Origin of the sequence: Paraburkholderia nodosa (assembly GCF_001718195.1) — a bacterium.
Classification (GTDB): domain Bacteria; phylum Pseudomonadota; class Gammaproteobacteria; order Burkholderiales; family Burkholderiaceae; genus Paraburkholderia; species Paraburkholderia nodosa_A.
Window position 1 is genome coordinate 1 of the sequence record NZ_MCNV01000021.1, and the last position, 17,453, is coordinate 17,453.

The window sequence follows — 17,453 nt, forward strand, 5'->3', positions numbered from 1 at the left end:
ATGTTTCCGCGCGTGCGCGGGGTCTCTGACCGCGCGGGGTCCGGCACTGCCTCGCCATGGCGGCAGCACCAGTGTGGCCTTCGGCGAACTCCCAGCGCCTCGGCACCCCGGTCATCCCGCGACTTTCGCCGTGGGGCATGTATTTCGCGGCTCAATACCCGGCCCACGCGTACCCCTATCAACGCTTCGCCTGCATCCTTGCGGATACACACGCATGACTCGGGGCCGCCGTGGCTGGCTAGGCCTTCAACGTATGACTCTTTCATTCACAACACTCTGCCGGTTTAGACCGGCGCACAGGAGTCGAACATGGCGGAGCTGAAAGCAGAACACGTCAGCGTCATATACGAAAGTGCGCGCGGTGCGCTCACCGCGTTGCAGGATGTCTCGGTGTCGGTGAAGAGCGGCGAGATCGTCGTGGCGCTCGGTGCATCCGGTTGCGGCAAGAGCACCTTGCTCTCGCTGCTCGCCGGTTTCCAGCGGGCCACCTCGGGCACGGTGACGCTCGACGGCGTTTCAGTGAGCGGCCCTCATGCGAGCCGCGGCGTGGTCTTCCAGGACGATGCGTTGATGCCGTGGCTCAACGTGATCGACAACGTCTCGTTCGGCCTGCGCATGCAGGGCGCGAGCCGCGCTCAACGCGCGCATCGCGCGTCCGAAGTACTCGAGCTCGTGAAGCTCGGCGGCTTCGAGCGGCACCGCATCAGCGAGATCTCGGGCGGCATGCGTCAGCGAGTGGGCCTTGCACGTGCGCTCGCCGCCGACCCCGCATTTTTGCTGATGGACGAGCCGCTAGGCGCACTCGATGCGCTCACGCGCGAACGCATGCAGAGCCTGCTGCTTGATGTCTGGAGGCAGACCAGCAAGGGCATTTTTCTCATCACGCACAGCATCGAAGAAGCCGTGCTGCTGTCGACCGAATTGCTGATTCTCTCGCCGCGCCCGGGCCGCGTCGTCGCGCGCCATCGGCTCGATTTCTCGCGCCGTTATGCCCAGGGCGAATCGCTGCGCTCCATCCGCAGCGATCCGGCATTCACCGCGATTCATCTGGAGTTGCTCGACCAGTTGATGCGCGAAACCGAAGGGGCCTGATATGGCGATTAACGACTCCCCTAGTGCGACGCTTGCAGCAGCAGAAGCCCATCAAGATACCCGGGAGCCAACGCGAGCGCGCAACGATGCTCCGCGCTTTCACGCAGGCCATGTTGCCACCGCCGCGACGCTCGGGTCGCTGCTGGCGCTCTGGTGGCTCGCGAGTCATCTGCAATGGCTGCCTCCCGTGCTGTTGCCCACGCCTGAGGCCGTGTTGCGCAAACTCGTGCGTCTCTATACCGATGGCTTCGACGATGCCACGCTCACGCAGCATCTCGCCGCCAGCCTCTCGCGCATTGCACTTGCGTTCGCGCTCGCAGTCGTCACCGCGATTCCGGCAGGCATCGGCATCGCCACGAGCCGAGTCGCGCGCGGCGTGCTCGACCCCATCATCGAGTTCTATCGCCCTGTGCCGCCGCTCGCCTATCTGCCGCTGATGGTGATCTGGTTCGGCATCGGCGAACTGTCGAAGGTGCTGCTGATCTACTTCACGATCTTCGCGCCGCTGGCCATCGCCACTGCTGCGGGTGCGAACCGCGTAGCGAAAAGCCGATTGCTTGCGGCGCAGTCGCTAGGCGCGACTCGTTTTCAGTTGCTCGTCCACGTAGTGCTGCCTAGCGCGCTGCCGGAAATCCTCACGGGCGTGCGAATTGCGCTGGGCGCGGGATGGTCCACGCTCGTGGCCGCCGAACTGATCGCTGCCACGAGAGGCCTGGGCTTCATGGTGTATTCGGCCTCGCGCTTTCTCGTCACGGATGTTGTGGTCGCCGGCATTCTGCTGATCGGCGCCATTGCGCTCGTGCTCGAACTCGGATTGCGTGCCGTGCAGCGCAAGCTCACACCCTGGCACGAGGAAGGTTGAACTCCTTCCTGCTGCCCCACACCGCGCGCGCACTGAAACTCGAGTGAGCGGCGCTCATTCGGATGTTCAACCTTGGCTGATAACGTCCGTTGACTGCGTCGTCTCTCCCCGTGACCTGTGCCAGCCAAGTTTTACACCTGCCGAGCAGCGGCAGGCGAGCCCGTTGGTTTTTCACGGCTGTCAGTGCGCTGCGCTTTAGACGCACAGGTCTTCACTTGCGTTTCAGGTGCCTGACGTGGACTTGAGAGGAGTCTTTGTAATTCCGCTTGATAATCGGACCGCAATTCCTTTGCGCGCAAGTCATGGCTGAGCGAGAACCGCGAAACACTTCACTGTCTCGATCGAGCGTCGCTTGCAACGGCACGCCATGACTGGACGGGTGGGTCCTGAGGTGGAGGCGTTTCATCCAGGCTTCCAGGCGGTTGTTCGCCGCGTCCTGCGGCATATTCTTTGCCCAATCCGCAAGCTCATTCCAATGCATCTATGTTGACTCCAGCGTCAAGGAACCAGACCAGGGATGCCGCGAGCCACCTTGTGCCGCGGGCTTGAGGACGGACGTCCTTCTTCACCAGTGCCTCCATCAAGCGTGCCGAGCCGGCGATCGTTGCCACGTAGAACACGTTGTCGAGTTCTCGCCGGCCCCCACAGCGGCATAAACTGTCTGGTGATCACCGTTTCTCATCAGCTTCGCGTCTAAGGACGGCAGACACTTTAAGCTTTCTCGCATCCGGATACCACATCCGCTTGCACGCCCGACATCTGTAGAAGATACGTTGAGTTCTTGCCTCGTTAATCTTCGCAATATCGCGACCGTCGCAGTGCGGGCAAGCTACGTCCTGCGGCACAGGCAATCGTTGCCGATGTTTCGCAAGCAGGTATGTCTGGTACCCGCAGGCAATACATTGAACGCCGGGATTGTCGCCATCGCTGCGGTGGAAATACTGCACGGGTGATCCGCAGCGCAGGCACTGGAGCCCTTGGTCGGCCGGCGAAAAGCCCAACCGGTAGCGCGGTCGCGAAACAGGTAACGTCCCTGCCTCGCGACACTGCTCCAGCACATCGGAAAACAGGGTTTCAAGTCGCTTACGGTATCGCCTGAACAGGCCCGCATCACTGGCTCCCGAGATCCGCCACGCTTCAAACGGCGTCCATGAGGCCCACAGCAAAACGGCCGTTGCATAGATGCGTGGATAGCTCTGACGCTGAAGGCGATAAAACGGTGTGTTCTTCGAACGGGAAAAATTCGAATCGCAGGCGTCGCAATGATAGAACGCCTGGTCGGGTTTTATCACTGAGACATTCCGGTTCTCGCAATATGGGCACGCAATTGTCGCCAGATGTTCCGGTTGCAGCGCTGACAACGTTGCGGCCATGTCCCGCAATGCCAGCTCCTCACTCCAGACCTGCACGAGTTTCCGATACTCGTCCTGAGTGACGTGCGCGAACGCCGACTTAAACCAGACGGGCAGGCTCGGACCGGCGTCTGGGACTGTCCGTCGCTCACATTCGCTCGACATATCCGTCATGGGAATCCGATTACTTTGTGATGTACCAGAGCGCATCGGTGCTCGTGCCGGGCACCGGAGACTTCGGCGGTGCCGGCTGCGGATCGATAGACTGCGCTGGCGTCGCAGAGGGCTGCTTCACGGGCACCCCGGTCGACGTCGATCGAATCGCATACCACAGTGCGTCGGACGAGACCGACGCGGTGTTCTTCGACACGGCGGGTGCGCTGGTGATTTCGAGGCCCGCAAACGGGATGTACGCCTGCGGCGGCGTAAACGAGGGCGGGAGAATGGGCATGGGCGTATCCGGTGAACCGGAAATGGACTGAGCGGCATCATAAACCTTGCGCGCATACGCAAGCCGCCTGTCGGGCGACGCGGCGTTGTACGCACCTACCGCGTTCCATGTCGGGCCGAACTGGAGGATATTCTGCGCGAGGATCACGGTGCTCCCGCGTGATCTGCTCGGTATACCGCAGCGGTAGCGCCCCCTGGCTGCCAAGCAGGCCAAAGAAGGCCGGAGTGACGTCGACCCGGAACACGTCCGCCGCGGCGCGCTGCTGTTTGTCGCCCAACCGCTCACCCGCAGCATTAAACGAGACAATCTGCTCGATTTCGCTCGGCGGTAATGTCGTTGACAGTGTCGTGCGAAACGTAATGCGGTCAGGCACCGCATCCTGTTGCCGCGCGCGACCGTGACCGACGAACCATCGTTCGAGCAGGCGCGCTGTCTGGAAGAACTCCGTACGCCAGGGTTCAGCGAGCAGGCGTTCGAGGGAACGTGAATCTTCGGGCCAGGTCGACATGGTACGTATTCCGCGTCAGTCAGTCGCGCACCCGGCGGCGCCGCCGGCCTTGACGTGGTTGTCCTTGCACGGACACAGCACGAGATCGCCGTCGAGCACACAGGCTCGCCCATCCTCCTCCATGTCTGTGCCGGTGCCCTGGATCGGATGTTCGCCCGGGCACTTGCCGCACGTGGCCATCTCGTGATCAAGGGCGATACGTTTGTGGCCGTCGTACATGCTTGATGTCGTTGCGATGACATGTCCGCCAGTCGTGGTCGGGTCGCCATCGCATACCAGGGCCTTGCTCATAGGACTACCTCGCTTGCTGCCATTGCTCAAATCAGGTATCACGTTATCCAGAATTTCGGACCCCGCTATTCCTTATACCTGAAGTAAAGATTGCCAAATTTCGCAGATTTATCGCCTTGGCGATTTTCCCGTGAAGTCTTGCGGAGATCGATGTTCTTTATGTTGCTCCAGCCAAATGTCGAGAAAATCAGTTCAGCCATCCTGACAAAACCCATGAGCTTCCACGAGACCCTCAAGGCAATGATTCCAGTAAAAGCCATCAAAAATGGGATGACCATCAAGAAAAAGAATCTTGCACCGTCGTCATGAAATAATTCCCCCCCGGCCTGAATTACCATTAGCGTGGTTACCGCTAAATAACCCACAATTGTCCAGCATAGCCATGCCTTGACCGATTTCCGGAAATGCGCGCTGCGCCCTGCGGTTGCGTGGGGATAAATCGCCAGTAAGCCATCTTCCTTTCGCCTGACTGCATACGCGACGTACCGGCTCTCGCCGATCTGTTCTGCGGCGACCTCAACAGAGTCACCGTTAAGCATCGGCATCATCCATAGCCAGCCCTCGACCTGTTTGCCGTCCAGATTGAACTGCACCCAGTCCGCCTCCTCTTCCGAGTTACCTGCCATACTGATCAGTCCAATGCCGATGGCTCCGCTTCCCATCAGCGACGCAGCCACGGCAGTCGCACCGATCTGTTGGTGCTGAACCTGCGTCAGAACAAAATCATGAGTCCGGCGCGAACGTTTCAGCTCCGAGATCGTGCCTGACAGCAACACGCTGGATTGGCCTAAATCTTGGCTTCTCATATAGCAGGATACCGAAATCAGCTATTCCTTGTACCTGAAATAGAGGTTTCCGAATTTGGCGGATGTGTCGCCCAGGCGATTTTTTCGAGAAATCTTGCGGAGATCGATGTTCTTTATGTTGCTCCAGCCAAACGTCGAGAAAATCAGTTCAGCCAACCTGACAAAGCCCATAAGCTTCCAGGCGACACGCAAGGAAACAATTCCGGCAAACACTACAAGAAATGGGGCAGATATCAATAAAAATGTTATGAAATTGTCGCTCATGAATATTTTTACACCTATTTTTATCACCCCGATAATCATCAACACCAGATAAGTTGCAATCACCCAATATAGTGATGCCTTACCCGCTTTCCAAAAATGCGCACTCCTTCCTGCGGTCGCGTGCGGATAAATCGCGAGTAGACCATCCTCCTTTCGCCTGACTGCATAGGCGACGTACCGGTTCTCGCCGATCTGCTCTGCAGCAACCTCAACGACATCGCGGTTCAGCATCGGCATCATCCATAGCCAGCCCTCGACCTGTTTGCCGTCCAGATTGAACTGCACCCAGTCCGCCTCCTCTTCCGAACTACCTGCCATACTGATCAGGCCAATGCCGATGGCTCCGCTTCCCATTAGCGACGCAGCCGCGGCAGTCGCGCCGATCTGTCGATGCTGAACCTGCGTGAGGACAAAATCACGAGCCCGGCGCGAACGTTTCAGCTCCGAGATCGTGCCTGACAGAAGGACCGTGGATTGGCCCAAATCTTGGCTTCTCATATAGCAGGATTCCGAAATCAGCTATTCCTTGTACCTGAAATAGAGGTTTCCGAATTTCGCGGATGTGTCGCCCAGGCGATTTTTCCGCGAAATTTTTCGGAGATCAATTTTTTGTATATTTTTCCATTCGAAAATTGAAAAAATATATTCTGCCATTCTGACGAACCCCATGAGCTTCCACGAGACCCTCAATGCAATGATTCCAGAAAAAACCATCCAGAATGGCAGGGCAATCAAAAGACCAAACCTTACTCCTTCATTTTGGAATATCTCAACCCCTCTCTGAGCGATCCAAAGAATGGGAAGAATTGCATACATGGCAATTGAGACTAATATCCACGCCTTGACCGATTTCCGGAAATGCGCGCTGCGCCCTGCGGTTGCGTGGGGATAAATCGCCAGCAAGCCGTCTTCCTTTCGCCTGACTGCATAGGCGACGTACCGGTTCTCGCCGATCTGTTCTGCGGCGACCTCAACAGAGTCACCGTTAAGCATCGGCATCATCCATAGCCAGCCCTCGACCTGTTTGCCGTCCAGATTGAACTGCACCCAGTCCGCCTCCTCTTCCGAATTACCTGCCATGCTGATGAGGCCAATACCGATGGCTCCTGCTCCCATCAGCGACGCAGCCACGGCAGTCGCACCGATCTGTCGATGCTGAACCTGCGTCAGAACAAAATCACGAGTCCGGCGCGAACGTTTCAGTTCCGAGATCGTGCCTGACAGAAGGACCGTGGATTGCCTCGATTCTTGATTTTTCATATCGACTGGGTCATGGCTGAGACATAGTCCTTCTCCTGCTCGGCAGGGTCCGTATAGAGCTTCACACTGTAGTCCTTGGCGCGGAAGAACGATGTGCGGCCCGTTCCAAAGGCGCATTCCGAGCACCACGTTTCAAGGGCGGTGGGCGTAAGCCAGTCCGCAGCGGCCTGGAGCACGATCAGACCGATCGCCGCCTCCCATCCCAGCAGCATGCCGATCCCTCTTAGAACTGCCCAGGCAGCTGCTCTCTCCGTTATGGCCTCTACGGCCGCAATCACAGCTTCCGTGCCATATCGCCTCGCGATCGTCTTGAGCAACGGGGCCGATGTACTGATGGTGTCGATCACGATGGCGCCGGTAATACCGAAATCTGTGAGTGTTTTAATTGTGTAAATTATCGTTGCATCAAACTGCCTTTTAGAACCGGCATCGATGGCTTTCGCTGAGTCCATCCAGACGGAAATCGCGGCTCCGATCGCGCCCAATCCTCCCCCCACAAACTTCCAGGCCCGCGTGCGATTCGAGTTCTTCAGCGCCGCATAATACGGTGTCATGGTGATCGTGATCATCGATGAGAGCAGGGAGACGCCGGACTGCACCAGTTTCTTGTTGGTATCATCGTCCTTGGCACCCGTCATGAGCTTGTAGAAGTTGACCGACTCCAGCAGCATTGCTACGACACCAATCCGGGCCGCTCGTAATGACTTCACGCCGTCTTCGGTTTGCGCCATCTGATGCCACGTGTCGTACAGATCCTTCGTGGCAGGCGGTGTTTTCGCGGAAGCACCCGCGCGCAGGAAGGGAACCGCAGCGCGTACACGCGAGAGTTTTTCCTCGCGACTCATCAGTTCGAGATCCGCCTGCTTGCGCACCAGAGCGATCGCATCGGTGTTGGACACGCCGGCGCGTGTGAGTAAAAGCGTCTGGATGAGTTTCTCACCGACGAAATCACCCATCTGGTTAATCCGGAATTTTCGATAGATCGCATCCCCGACGCTCATCACGAACGTGTCGGCATGAAGACGTTTGAGCGCGTTGCCTGCTGGTGTGATCTTTGCCGGATCGCTTTGAGTTGCCAGCGACGCGAGCTTGCTGTAGTAACCGTTCAGTTTGGCGAGCGTGCCGGATGCACTGATCACGGCATCGACACCGGGGCTATGACCGCCTGCTGCCTGGCCCGCAGGCGCAGCCAGCGGCGTATCCTTTTTCGCCTGCGCGGTCTTCAGATATTCCGCAAGCTCCTGACGCGCGTCCATCTGGTTCATCGCGAAGACGCGCCAGATGAGACTCGGAAGCTCGACGGGATTCCACTGCGCGACGAGCGTATCGAGAATCTTCTTCCCCGTGGGCGTACTACCCAATCCCGCCGTTGCGTCGGTGACGACAATCTCGAACGCGGCCGCATCATTGAGGTCAGTGGACCCATAGTCCTCCAGCGTGTCGAACAGTAGCTGCGCCTGCAGCCAGGCCCCAACGTCTGCGCTCCGGGTTTCCTGCAGGTCATGGACGGACGTCCGTAGTTTCTGGTACTGGTCGCGAAAATGATCGAGATCCTTCGCCCTGAGTCGCGCCGCGTATTTCGACCACTCATAGGCCGTCGAGGAATCAATCTGCGACTGAAGATCGCGGGCATGCTGCCCGCCCTTCTTCTGTGCATACGCACGGGCCTCCGACATGACCTCGTCGCGATACGCACCGGTATAGGGTGCGCTTGAATTAGGATTGGTGGCCGAGGAACTGATTCCAATCACGTTGAGCCGTCGCTGGTAACTGGGCGGCGTATTGTTGGCTGCCATCCAGGCCTGGTCGTCGTAGAACGCGTTGATCTGCGCAGCCCGCGCCGGATCGGCACCGGCCAGTGCCTGGGCACGCTGCTTTGCCAGCATCGCCGGCGCGTCCGGGCTGGCGAGGGGATTCATCACGGTATCCTGCCCCTTGACCCGCTCCTCATTGCGCGACTGGACGATCGCTTTCGCCGCGTCAACATCATGCTGCGCCCCGACCTGCAGCGTGCGCTCGGTCGCCACGTAACGGTCAAGCCATGACACAGGATCGCTGCGGAACCCGTTGAGTTCGTGGACATTGCCGATACTGTCCCAGAGCGCAAGCAGCATTGGCGGATGGGATGACCCGGAAGCGTCTGTACCGACCTGCTGCATCAGTTTTACAAGCGCCTGGCTCGTCGAGAGCGGCGAGGCCTGCCGGATGAAAAGGGGATAGCGCGTGACTTTCAGCTTCAGCCAGTCGTCCTTGTAGTCGCCCTTATCCGTGCTGAACGGCTGCTTGTCGTCGGGCAGGCTGAACTGCTTCGGATCGAACGCCGGCATGTATTCAAGTACAGCGTCGATGGCAGACTCAGTCGCCGCAATGGCATGCCCGTGGGCATCCGCGCCCCCCTTGATCCACTTCGACGGCTCAATGTACTGCATCCGCGCCGTGCGCAGCTTCGCATCCGTCTTGTAGTGATTGAAGACTTCGGCGTGCCATGCATGTTCGGAAAATGCGATGTAGACCTTCCCGGTACACTTCTTCGGTTGCTCGATGGCGATGATATCCATCGGTACGGCGATGGCGCATTGTGCGCAGGCCGGATCGGTTCTGGTTTCGCCGGACAGCGTCGGAGATGCCGGCGACGCCAGGTCGTGCTTCCAGAGACGACCGTCCGCAGTCACCTTGTAGACCTCCCAGTACTGGCTACCTCGCGCACCCACTTCGTAGAAGAGATAGATCCAGCCCTCGCGTAACGTGCGCACGCCGTAGTGATGATCCGTCAAGCCGACACCCGTCACGCGCTCCCCGCTCAGGCCGCCCGGCATTTGGGCTTTCACGTCCTTGGGCAGGACCGTGTATCGCACAGGCAGGATCGCCAGGCCGGTTTTCTCGCAATTGTCACACTTCGGTTTGGCTGCCATACATTTCCCTACGTATCTGATTCAGACTGTGCCAAAAGCGGGCTTTAGCGGAGCGTGGGCGGGGTCAGCCGGTCATACCACGCGCCACTGCGGATGTCCGCAATATCGGCCTGCGTCAGTTCGCTGATGCCTGCGGTATAAAAATCATCCGGCGCCATGTTGCCCAGGACACTCAGCACCTTCGGATACAGATCGAACTGTGGATGCCATGCCAGCGCGTGACCAATAAAAGCGATGTGGTCGTTCCGGTCGGCAAGGCCATATCTTTCCGCCCGCTCCGCAGCGGCAACGGCCGTTTCGATGTCCGATGGCTTGGGCTGACGCCCCTTCGCCACCGCATGCAGTGCGAGCGCCCGGTTGATCGGGCCATGACGATGAATCTGCTGCCATTGAGCAGCGGTCAGCGCCAGTTCCCGGTTTGATTCACCAGTCTGGCTGTAGACGCGTGGCCTCGCACTCGCATCAAGTGCATGCCAGACCTTGACTGGCCCCAGCAATGCCTGCTGCTGTCGCCCGCTCAGCATCGGCCAGATCAGGCTGAGCGCGCGCGCGTCGTAGAAACGCAGCACGCATGCGTGACCCTGATCGTCGTATTGCAGCGCGTGGCCGGACCAGTGCGCAGCCACCTCGGCAAGCGACGCAGAACTGGCGAGCCATCCACCAATGCGCTGCCCCAGTCCCGCAGCCATCGATTCCGGACGTCTGTCTTCGTGCGCCAGCCGGACGCTCTCTTTCAAAAGCGTCATACCCGTCGGCGTCGCGAGGTCCAGCTCAATCAGGTAAGGTTGATGCGCCTCCGGAAACCCGTCGTGATCGATTTCCACCACCGCACGCGAGGCGGCAGCGTCCGGGCCTGAGCGTTCTTCGTCAGTCAGATCCCGCTGCGCCGGATCGACGGCCAGGAAGCAGTGCATCTCCGGATTCTTGCTGAAATACGTGCGCAGGACGTCGAGGGTCGCGTTGACGACTTCTTCCTCGGAGCCGCCATCTGCCTCCTGCACAGCGCCTGGGGTATTCGGATGATCCATTGCAGTTACTCCAGCGGGACACTTGATGCGCTATCAGCCGACGCGGCAGCCGTTTTCCAGGCGCAGCCCTTCGGGACGCTTGTGAGCGGTGCAGGCAACCGCATCGACGACGCACCCTGCTTGCTCCACGACGCAGCACGCTCGAGGATCTTTCCGCTCGACCCATTCTCGATCTGGTCGGGCGTAATCTTGATGTACGAGCCGCCCGCGCCGATCCAGATTTCCTTGTCCGCCGAGATCACGACCTTGCCATTCGAACTCGTGACCGTCACATCGTTCTGCGCAGCAAGCTTCATCTCGTCGCTCTGCGCCTGAATCTCAACCTTGCCCTTCGCGGCGAACAGCTTGATCCCGGCGTTCTGGGCAAACAGGCTGATCTTCTCCATCACGCTGGCAACCAGCGACTGGCCGGTGGCCACATGCGTGTTCTTTCCGCTCACGATGTTGACCTGCTGGTTTGCCGTGATGTGGACCGAATCCTGCGTCGACATCCCGACGCCCGATGGGCTCGCGATCAGCATGATCGGTGTGGAAAATCCGTTGGCGTTACCGGTCCCGCCGCCGCCCGTGTTGCCGCCGCTACCGCTGCTGCCTGCTACGCTATATTGCGTCGCGTCGGTGAACTTTTTCAGGGCGTCCAGGCCATCCTGCAAGCTCTCCGCCTGGTTTGCCGTACTCGCCTGCGACGCCAGATCGGCCACGCTTTCCGCGCTCGCCAGTTGCTCGCTTGCGGCGGTCACGTTCATCGGCTGGGCAACGCCTGCCGGATGCGTCGAGACATACAGCCCCTGGCCCGCACGGATTGCGCCATACGCATCCGACTTCAGGTCAAAGCCACTGCCCAGATACGCACCGCGCGTATTGTCGTTCTGCGCTATCAGGTACCCTAAATGAAGCTGGGAATTCGCACTTGTCGAGTAGAGTTGCATGCGGTTCTGGGCCGTTGCGTCGTCCAGCACCATCTGGTTATAGCCACTGCCGCCGCCATACTCTTTCGACCGGTAGCCCGACAGTATTCCGTTCGAGTGCCAGTTCGGCGTCGCCGAACCGTTGTACACGCGGCCCGTCACAATAGGCCGGTCACAATCCCCGTTCACCCAGTCCACGAGAATTTCTTCGCCCACACGGGGCACATGCACGCCACCGTAGCCGCCGCCCGTGTCCGACATCGCCACCCGCAGCCAGCACGAGGATTTTTCGTCACCCGGGTTCAGGCGGTCCCACTCGAAGCGAGCCTTGATGCGGTTCAGCGGATCGGTGTAGACCTCCGCGCCCGACGGGCCGGTGACGGTCGCCGTCTGGATCTGCATCTGCGGCTTTTTGTGCTCGAACGGGCTGCGGTACGGCACGCTCATGCGCTGAGCCTCGACCAGCGTCAGAAAGAAGCCGTCGCGCTCCCCTGCCGCTGTTTTCCGTGGTGCCCGCGGCGTGTCATCCTCCGACGCCTCGCCCTGGTAGCTCTCGCGCATCTGCGCGACTTCGCCCTCCAGGCTCCCCGGGAACGGTCGCGTGTTGCCAGCGGGCAGGTTGTTCTCGATAAACCACTGCACCTCGATGGCGAGGAACTGGCGCTGCTGTTGCGCGTCCCTCTCATGGTCGGGGTGATCTACGAGTTCAAAATACCGGCCTGCGTCCATACGGCGGACACTGCCTGCACCATGGAACCGCTTGGCGCGCGACTCGAACTCCTCCATGCGCAGCGTTGCCAGGTGGTCGCCCCGGTTGTTGTCCAGCCACGTGTATTTCCCGGTGTATTCGTAGACCTCGGTCTGGTCAGGCAGATCACCCTGATTGGGCACGGTGTTCTTGCTCTGGGTCTTGCTGCTCAGGGGCGCCTTGTAGTCCCCGGTGACACTCGTATAGCGCACACTCTGAAGCGTGCGCGTACCCGACCATTGCGAGAAACCGTCAACCTCGGCGTCAATCGCCGAGCGCGAGAAGTGAATCTGGCCGGGCTTGAGCTCGCTCGCGAAGTAGTTGTAGTCCGTGATGACCAGCGTATGCGACTGTCCATCCTCCGCCTGCTCGAAGTAGCCCCAGAGGCCCTCGGCCTCGAGGAGTCGGTGCACAAAGGTCCAGTCGTCCTCGTACTGCATGCAGAACGAGCGCGGAGCGAGCGGTGTCTTAAGTTGCCCGTAGAGGTTGAAGCGGAACCGGCCTCGCGCCTGCGGATGCGCATTGAACACGTCGGCCAGGATGTCCTGTACTGTCCTATCCTGCCAGATACGGGCATCCTTGCGAAAGCGCAGGAAGTGTAACCATGAGGCAAATTCGAGCTGCGTGTGAACAAGCCCCCCATCGGCCCCAAGCCGGCGCGCTGTATGCACGTAACCGTGATGCGGCTGGTACGTCTTATCGTTCTGGCGGATCCAGAGCGTGACGGGCTGGGCGATCAACTGCTTGAGTTCGATCTGCCGGAAAGCCGACACCATGTCGACCGTAAAGCCGTAATCGCGACCGATCCTCGACTGGCCGACCGCGCGCAGTGGCAACAGCACATCCTTGCCCAGCGGGGTATCGAGCTTCAGCAGCCGGTCGTTCTGGACCACGCCCTGGCTGATATCGCGGATCTGCTCGTAGGCATCCATGATCTTTTTTCCGTTCGTTTCGGTGTGCGGGTTACACGAGGATCGAATCGCCGCTGCGTGGTTGGCAGCGGTTGATTTCCTGGCCAGTGCGCCTGGAAATCCCTGGAAAGGGCCGCAGGTAGTGCGGATACAGGACCTCCAGGAGCGCATCGGTGAACTCGGGATAGTCGTCCTCGATTTTCTTGCTGATGCGCGCGCCAAGAAACGCGAACGATTCGATCAGTCGCTCAACGTGCGGGTCCTCGACGTGCTCGCCACTGACTCCCAAACGCCCGGCGGTCTTCGGGTAGCGTTGGGCGAAATCTGACGAATAGCGGCGCAGGAACGTCAGCTCGCGCTCGTAGTGCCGTAACAGGTCATCCACCGAACGTCCCCTGAGCCTTGCCGCGCCCACGCGTGACCGAATACCGGTGTGTCGAAGGCTGCAGCTGTGCATCGAAACTGGCCCGTTCTTGCGCCGGATGGACCACCAGCATGGCCTTGATGGCGAAGTGCAGTGCATTGGTGGACCGCGCACGCATCTCAAGCGTCACCCTCACGTCCACCAGGCGATGCTCATGCCGCGCGATAGCCCGCCCGATGGATTCGCAGATGAACTTGCGGTCGTCGTGGCTTGCGAGTGTTCGCCCCGAGAAGTCGTTCAAGCCGTAGGTGATAATCGAGCGCGAACATTCGGGAAAGCCGCCCAGGTCGTCCTCCGAAAACGCCATACGCGTGTTTAGCAGGGCTTCAAGATCCTGCGCCACGGTGCTCTTGAGCTCTTCGAGCGAGAGCGTACGCACGGCAGCGGAATCCGGCGCGTTATAAAACAGCTTGTCAAACAGCCTTGGTTCAAAACGCATAATTCCATTACCGGCGTATGCCAGATGAATATCCCGAAACAGCCGGAAATGATTAACCGACTGATTAACGTCGCATGAATCGGCGCAATGGTACCGGCGATTATTGTGTAGTTCAACGGCTTCGGAAAAAATAATAGCGCGCTTCTTGGCGAATGGAGAAATCGGGTAATAATTGCGGATACAACAATATAACGACCGGTAAATATCGCCGTAAGGAAAAACTGATCAAGTTCGCTATCGAACTGCGCCCGGCGTTCTAGATCGAGTTGGATCCGACATCGTTTTGCCGCCGATCGGCCTAGCTTGCAAAGCCGTACCCGACGTGACGAGTTTGGTCGGGGGCTTGTTGCGGGTCATGATGTCTCACCGAAGGCCAGAGACGTTGAAAGACTGCCCGCCGCGGCTCTGCGCCCCGGAAATGCAAGAGAAGCCAGAGCGCGATGCTCTGGCTTTGTGGCAGGTTCCCGGTCGCCCCTTAGCGGCGTCAATGGAATGGCACAGTGCGCCTGATATCAAGATCCACGGGTTCCTCTCATGAGCGAGGTCAAGCTCCGGCGATCGGGGTCAACCGCCCCGTCACCGCCACCCCATTCGATTGAGCACGGTCTTCCGGTAGTAGTCGACGTTCGCACATTGTTTGAACATAACGGCCGCCACGATCCAGAGGAAGTTCTCGACAGCCACGTTCAGCGCGTCAGGGGGCCAACCCTGCCCGCTTTGAACGAAAATCCGGTCGCCGGTGCCCTGGTAGCCGCGTGGATCAGGTACCTGCTCCTGGCTGAACACAGCGGCCAGAGGAAATGCATCATAAAACAGGGGTCACTTGTGCTTTTCCGCTCGTCGTACACGCTTTCCACTTCCCCAAGAGGGGTAGGATTTCGCGAAGTTCCGAAATGCGGTCAACAGGAGTCGTGCCGCCGGTGAGCCGTGTGGCCGAGCTCAGTTATGGTCGAACTGCCACTCTTCGATTCGCAGGCCGATCGCCTGCTGTGTCCGAGCATGGTGTAATCCACACTCGCCCAGGACGGAAGCGGTGAACGTTCAACTCTGCCATTGAGATACGGCGAGCGCAGTGGAATTGAGCGGACTACGCGCTACCGCACGCAAGGTCATACATCTGGAACGAGCGCCTGTACAACGTCCACCGTATGCGCCGCGGTGACGCGAGGCGAATGCCGCCGCAGCCGCGCCCATGGTGGCCCGGCGCGGCTTGTCGTTGAAGAGTTCGCGCAAGCCGCGCGCGAGATCGGCGGGGACCTGAAGCTGCGGGGCGGGGCGGCGCCCGCGGCCGTGGCGTCGGAGGTGCTGAAGTTGAACTCGTGCGGCCCGATCAGCACCGGCAGGCCTACGGCGCATGCTTCGATCAGGTTGTGCCCGCCGAGCGACAAGAAACTGCCGCCGATGAAAGCAAAATCGTCGCCAGCGTGAGTAACCGCGCCTCACCTCCAGCAGGAGAAGAGACGGTGCTGACTACAACACGAGCAGCACAACGACGTTCCACCTGCAACGTTCGAAGGCGGCTTATCACTGGCCGCGTCATTGCGGCGATCCAATCATCGCCATCAGCGACTGGACCCGGTGGTCGCAAGTATGGTGCTGTGAAACTTCGCGCAAACCATTCGCGCTGATTCGCAGACGCTCGTCCTCGTTGTCGAGGGCCATCGCAGCTTTCGCTGCTTGTCCTCGAGATCCTGATAGACGCACAAATGCTCGTTGTCGGTGAAATAGTCGTGAAGATCCTCGGCTTTATCCGTCAACAGGCATGACCCGCTGGCAAGCACTTCGAAATACCTCATGTTCAGACCGAGCCTGACCGTCCGGTCCGCATTGAGGGCCACGCGTGCCTTGTTGTGAAGCGCATTCAGAGGCGCACCGAGGATGACGTCTCCTTTGTGGATACGGCGCAGCATATCGCGTGGCAGCCGGCTTTTCTTGATCCACGAATGCCCATATAGCGCGATGTCCTGCGTCGCCTGGAACGCGCTAGCAATGACCTGGTCACGCCACGGACTCCAGGCGCCGAGAAATACCAGATCGATTTCTTTGGCAGTGCCAGCAATCGGATAATGCTGACGAACATTGGCACCGTGCGGCAGGTAGCGAGCCTCACGACCATGCGACTGAATCGCGTCGACGACAGCGGGTGCGAATGCGAAGTAGACGTCAAAGTCGCGCGTGGCCGCTTCCAGTTCGGACCAGTTGTCGTTTTTCTCGACCCACCTGCCTGCCTTCGTGACTCTTGATTCCCGCAACCGGAAGATTTCGGCTCTTTTGCCATGAATGCACAGCACGACATCGGGCTGATAGGCAGCCACTTCTTCACTGAGCCGTGTCGCCAGATGGTTGGCCTCACTCAGATGGTGCTTGCGGAACAAGTCCGTGCCTCTCGGGACGAGGCGAAGCGTACGGGCGAGCTTGTTGATTCTGCAAAAAATGTAGCGTGAGACCCAGTGGATCTGATCCTCGATGATGAAGGTCTTCGCCTTCACGCCAGCCTTCTCGAAAGCATCGGCGTAGTCGTCAGCCAAGGGCGGAAAGCGCGGATGCGCGATGAGGATTCGCGAGATCGTCTTCGTCATAGGCGCTTGTCCAACCGTGTCCATGTTGTCGTTGTGCGACTGGCGCACGCGCTACCGCGCGCGAATTCATACATCCGGGACGAGCGCCTCCACAACGTCCACTGTGCGCGCCGTTGCGCCGCGGTGGCGCGAGGCGAATGCGGCGGCAGCCGCGCCCATCGCAACCCGGCGTGACTTGTCGTTGAAGAGTTCGTGCAAGGCGCGCGCGAGATCGGCAGGATCCTTAACCTGCAAGGCCGCGCCCGTGGCCGTGGCGTCGGCGGTGGCCTGCGTGAAGTTGAACACGTGCGGCCCGATCAATACCTGCACGCCTACTGCGCACGCTTCGACCAGTTTCTCCCCACTGAGTGGCAACAGACTGCCACCAATGAATGCAAGGTCAGCGATGGCGGAGTAAGCGCCCATCTCCCCATCGAGTCGCCGCGCAGGACGCTTACGTCCTGAGGGAACAACCGCACACCCGCATGCGGCAAGGCCACCGCAGCCAGTCGGATCGTCCGCACGTGCGCAATGATATGGTACTCATTTATTGAGAGAAGGCCGGCGGCTTGAATAAATCAACAAACTCATGCGCCAGCAAACGGAAATCCTTCAAGACAGCCGGTTCTTCATTTGCGC

The 17,453-nt window shown here is 59.5% G+C and carries 13 protein-coding genes and 6 pseudogenes; 2 read left to right on the forward strand and 17 right to left on the reverse strand.

All coding sequences use genetic code 11. The features are described 5' to 3' along the window. Nucleotides 1-309 precede the first annotated feature (309 nt). Nucleotides 310-1,092, forward strand: a complete 783-nt coding sequence (locus BFD71_RS28255; protein ID WP_069267616.1) for a taurine ABC transporter ATP-binding protein — start codon at nucleotides 310-312, stop codon at nucleotides 1,090-1,092. A gap of 1 nt (nucleotide 1,093) precedes the next feature. After that, nucleotides 1,094-1,954 carry a taurine ABC transporter permease TauC gene (gene tauC, locus BFD71_RS28260; protein ID WP_069267617.1) on the forward strand — a complete coding sequence of 287 codons (861 nt, stop codon included), beginning with the start codon at nucleotides 1,094-1,096 and terminating at the stop codon, nucleotides 1,952-1,954. Between the two features lie 668 nt (nucleotides 1,955-2,622). Here the strand turns inward: tauC and BFD71_RS40815 are convergent. The 17 genes and pseudogenes from BFD71_RS40815 to BFD71_RS28330 all read right to left on the reverse strand — a co-directional run. Further along, nucleotides 2,623-3,480, reverse strand: a complete 858-nt coding sequence (locus BFD71_RS40815) for a hypothetical protein (protein ID WP_141710824.1) — start codon at nucleotides 3,478-3,480, stop codon at nucleotides 2,623-2,625. 175 nt (nucleotides 3,481-3,655) lie between these two features. Beyond that, nucleotides 3,656-3,901: pseudogene (locus BFD71_RS39450) on the reverse strand (transglycosylase SLT domain-containing protein); the annotation flags it as partial. Then, nucleotides 3,795-4,265, reverse strand: coding sequence for a type VI secretion system baseplate subunit TssG (locus BFD71_RS39455; RefSeq protein WP_083245513.1), 471 nt, complete (start codon nucleotides 4,263-4,265; stop codon nucleotides 3,795-3,797). The gene BFD71_RS39455 and the pseudogene BFD71_RS39450, both read right to left, overlap by 107 nt. Before the next feature lie 15 nt (nucleotides 4,266-4,280). Then, on the reverse strand, nucleotides 4,281-4,556 hold the full coding sequence (locus tag BFD71_RS28270; RefSeq protein WP_069267619.1) for a PAAR domain-containing protein: 276 nt from the start codon (nucleotides 4,554-4,556) through the stop codon (nucleotides 4,281-4,283). 65 nt (nucleotides 4,557-4,621) lie between these two features. After that, complete coding sequence (locus BFD71_RS28275; protein ID WP_069267620.1) at nucleotides 4,622-5,362, reverse strand: putative type VI secretion system effector; 741 nt, start codon at nucleotides 5,360-5,362, stop codon at nucleotides 4,622-4,624. A gap of 21 nt (nucleotides 5,363-5,383) precedes the next feature. Further along, nucleotides 5,384-6,124 carry a putative type VI secretion system effector gene (locus tag BFD71_RS28280; protein ID WP_069267621.1) on the reverse strand — a complete coding sequence of 247 codons (741 nt, stop codon included), beginning with the start codon at nucleotides 6,122-6,124 and terminating at the stop codon, nucleotides 5,384-5,386. A 21-nt stretch (nucleotides 6,125-6,145) separates the two neighbouring features. Continuing rightward, nucleotides 6,146-6,886, reverse strand: coding sequence for a putative type VI secretion system effector (locus BFD71_RS28285; protein ID WP_069267622.1), 741 nt, complete (start codon nucleotides 6,884-6,886; stop codon nucleotides 6,146-6,148). Further along, nucleotides 6,883-9,798, reverse strand: a complete 2,916-nt coding sequence (locus BFD71_RS28290; protein ID WP_069267623.1) for a T6SS effector BTH_I2691 family protein — start codon at nucleotides 9,796-9,798, stop codon at nucleotides 6,883-6,885. The genes BFD71_RS28285 and BFD71_RS28290 overlap by 4 nt, the downstream gene beginning before the upstream one ends. A gap of 44 nt (nucleotides 9,799-9,842) precedes the next feature. Then, a complete protein-coding gene (locus tag BFD71_RS28295) occupies nucleotides 9,843-10,826 on the reverse strand; it encodes a DUF4123 domain-containing protein (RefSeq protein ID WP_069267624.1) in 984 nt (327 codons plus the stop codon). A gap of 5 nt (nucleotides 10,827-10,831) precedes the next feature. Then, complete coding sequence (locus BFD71_RS28300; RefSeq protein ID WP_069267625.1) at nucleotides 10,832-13,414, reverse strand: type VI secretion system Vgr family protein; 2,583 nt, start codon at nucleotides 13,412-13,414, stop codon at nucleotides 10,832-10,834. Nucleotides 13,415-13,508: 94 nt separating this feature from the next. After that, a pseudogene (locus BFD71_RS28305) lies at nucleotides 13,509-13,778 on the reverse strand (type VI secretion system baseplate subunit TssF); the annotation flags it as partial. Continuing rightward, nucleotides 13,771-14,256: a type VI secretion system baseplate subunit TssE gene (gene tssE, locus BFD71_RS28310; protein WP_370684321.1), complete on the reverse strand. Its 486-nt coding sequence runs from the start codon at nucleotides 14,254-14,256 to the stop codon at nucleotides 13,771-13,773. The gene tssE and the pseudogene BFD71_RS28305, both read right to left, overlap by 8 nt. Nucleotides 14,257-15,086: 830 nt before the next feature. Continuing rightward, nucleotides 15,087-15,341, reverse strand: a pseudogene (locus BFD71_RS40820) (integrase core domain-containing protein); the annotation flags it as partial. Nucleotides 15,342-15,365: 24 nt separating this feature from the next. Continuing rightward, nucleotides 15,366-15,683 (reverse strand): annotated as a pseudogene (locus BFD71_RS42340) (3-deoxy-D-manno-octulosonic acid transferase); the annotation flags it as partial. Nucleotides 15,684-15,792: 109 nt separating this feature from the next. Then, the gene (locus BFD71_RS43055) at nucleotides 15,793-15,918 is read right to left on the reverse strand and encodes a glycosyltransferase family protein (protein ID WP_441830573.1); all 126 of its coding nucleotides are present in this window, start codon (nucleotides 15,916-15,918) and stop codon (nucleotides 15,793-15,795) included. Next, nucleotides 15,885-16,859, reverse strand: a pseudogene (locus BFD71_RS28325) (glycosyltransferase family protein); the annotation flags it as partial. The pseudogene BFD71_RS28325 and the gene BFD71_RS43055, both read right to left, overlap by 34 nt. 42 nt (nucleotides 16,860-16,901) lie before the next feature. Beyond that, nucleotides 16,902-17,281 (reverse strand): annotated as a pseudogene (locus BFD71_RS28330) (3-deoxy-D-manno-octulosonic acid transferase); the annotation flags it as partial. Nucleotides 17,282-17,453: the final 172 nt, after the last annotated feature.

What these genes read in the sequence shown, in the direction of transcription:
- BFD71_RS28255 (WP_069267616.1), top strand. Translation starts at nt 310, where the DNA reads ATGGCGGAGCTGAAAGCAGAACACGTCAGCGTCATATACGAAAGTGCG.
- tauC (WP_069267617.1), top strand. Translation starts at nt 1,094, where the DNA reads ATGGCGATTAACGACTCCCCTAGTGCGACGCTTGCAGCAGCAGAAGCC.
- BFD71_RS40815 (WP_141710824.1), bottom strand. Translation starts at nt 3,480, where the DNA reads ATGACGGATATGTCGAGCGAATGTGAGCGACGGACAGTCCCAGACGCC.
- BFD71_RS39455 (WP_083245513.1), bottom strand. Translation starts at nt 4,265, where the DNA reads ATGTCGACCTGGCCCGAAGATTCACGTTCCCTCGAACGCCTGCTCGCT.
- BFD71_RS28270 (WP_069267619.1), bottom strand. Translation starts at nt 4,556, where the DNA reads ATGAGCAAGGCCCTGGTATGCGATGGCGACCCGACCACGACTGGCGGA.
- BFD71_RS28275 (WP_069267620.1), bottom strand. Translation starts at nt 5,362, where the DNA reads ATGAGAAGCCAAGATTTAGGCCAATCCAGCGTGTTGCTGTCAGGCACG.
- BFD71_RS28280 (WP_069267621.1), bottom strand. Translation starts at nt 6,124, where the DNA reads ATGAGAAGCCAAGATTTGGGCCAATCCACGGTCCTTCTGTCAGGCACG.
- BFD71_RS28285 (WP_069267622.1), bottom strand. Translation starts at nt 6,886, where the DNA reads ATGAAAAATCAAGAATCGAGGCAATCCACGGTCCTTCTGTCAGGCACG.
- BFD71_RS28290 (WP_069267623.1), bottom strand. Translation starts at nt 9,798, where the DNA reads ATGGCAGCCAAACCGAAGTGTGACAATTGCGAGAAAACCGGCCTGGCG.
- BFD71_RS28295 (WP_069267624.1), bottom strand. Translation starts at nt 10,826, where the DNA reads ATGGATCATCCGAATACCCCAGGCGCTGTGCAGGAGGCAGATGGCGGC.
- BFD71_RS28300 (WP_069267625.1), bottom strand. Translation starts at nt 13,414, where the DNA reads ATGGATGCCTACGAGCAGATCCGCGATATCAGCCAGGGCGTGGTCCAG.
- tssE (WP_370684321.1), bottom strand. Translation starts at nt 14,256, where the DNA reads ATGCGTTTTGAACCAAGGCTGTTTGACAAGCTGTTTTATAACGCGCCG.
- BFD71_RS43055 (WP_441830573.1), bottom strand. Translation starts at nt 15,918, where the DNA reads ATGGCCCTCGACAACGAGGACGAGCGTCTGCGAATCAGCGCGAATGGT.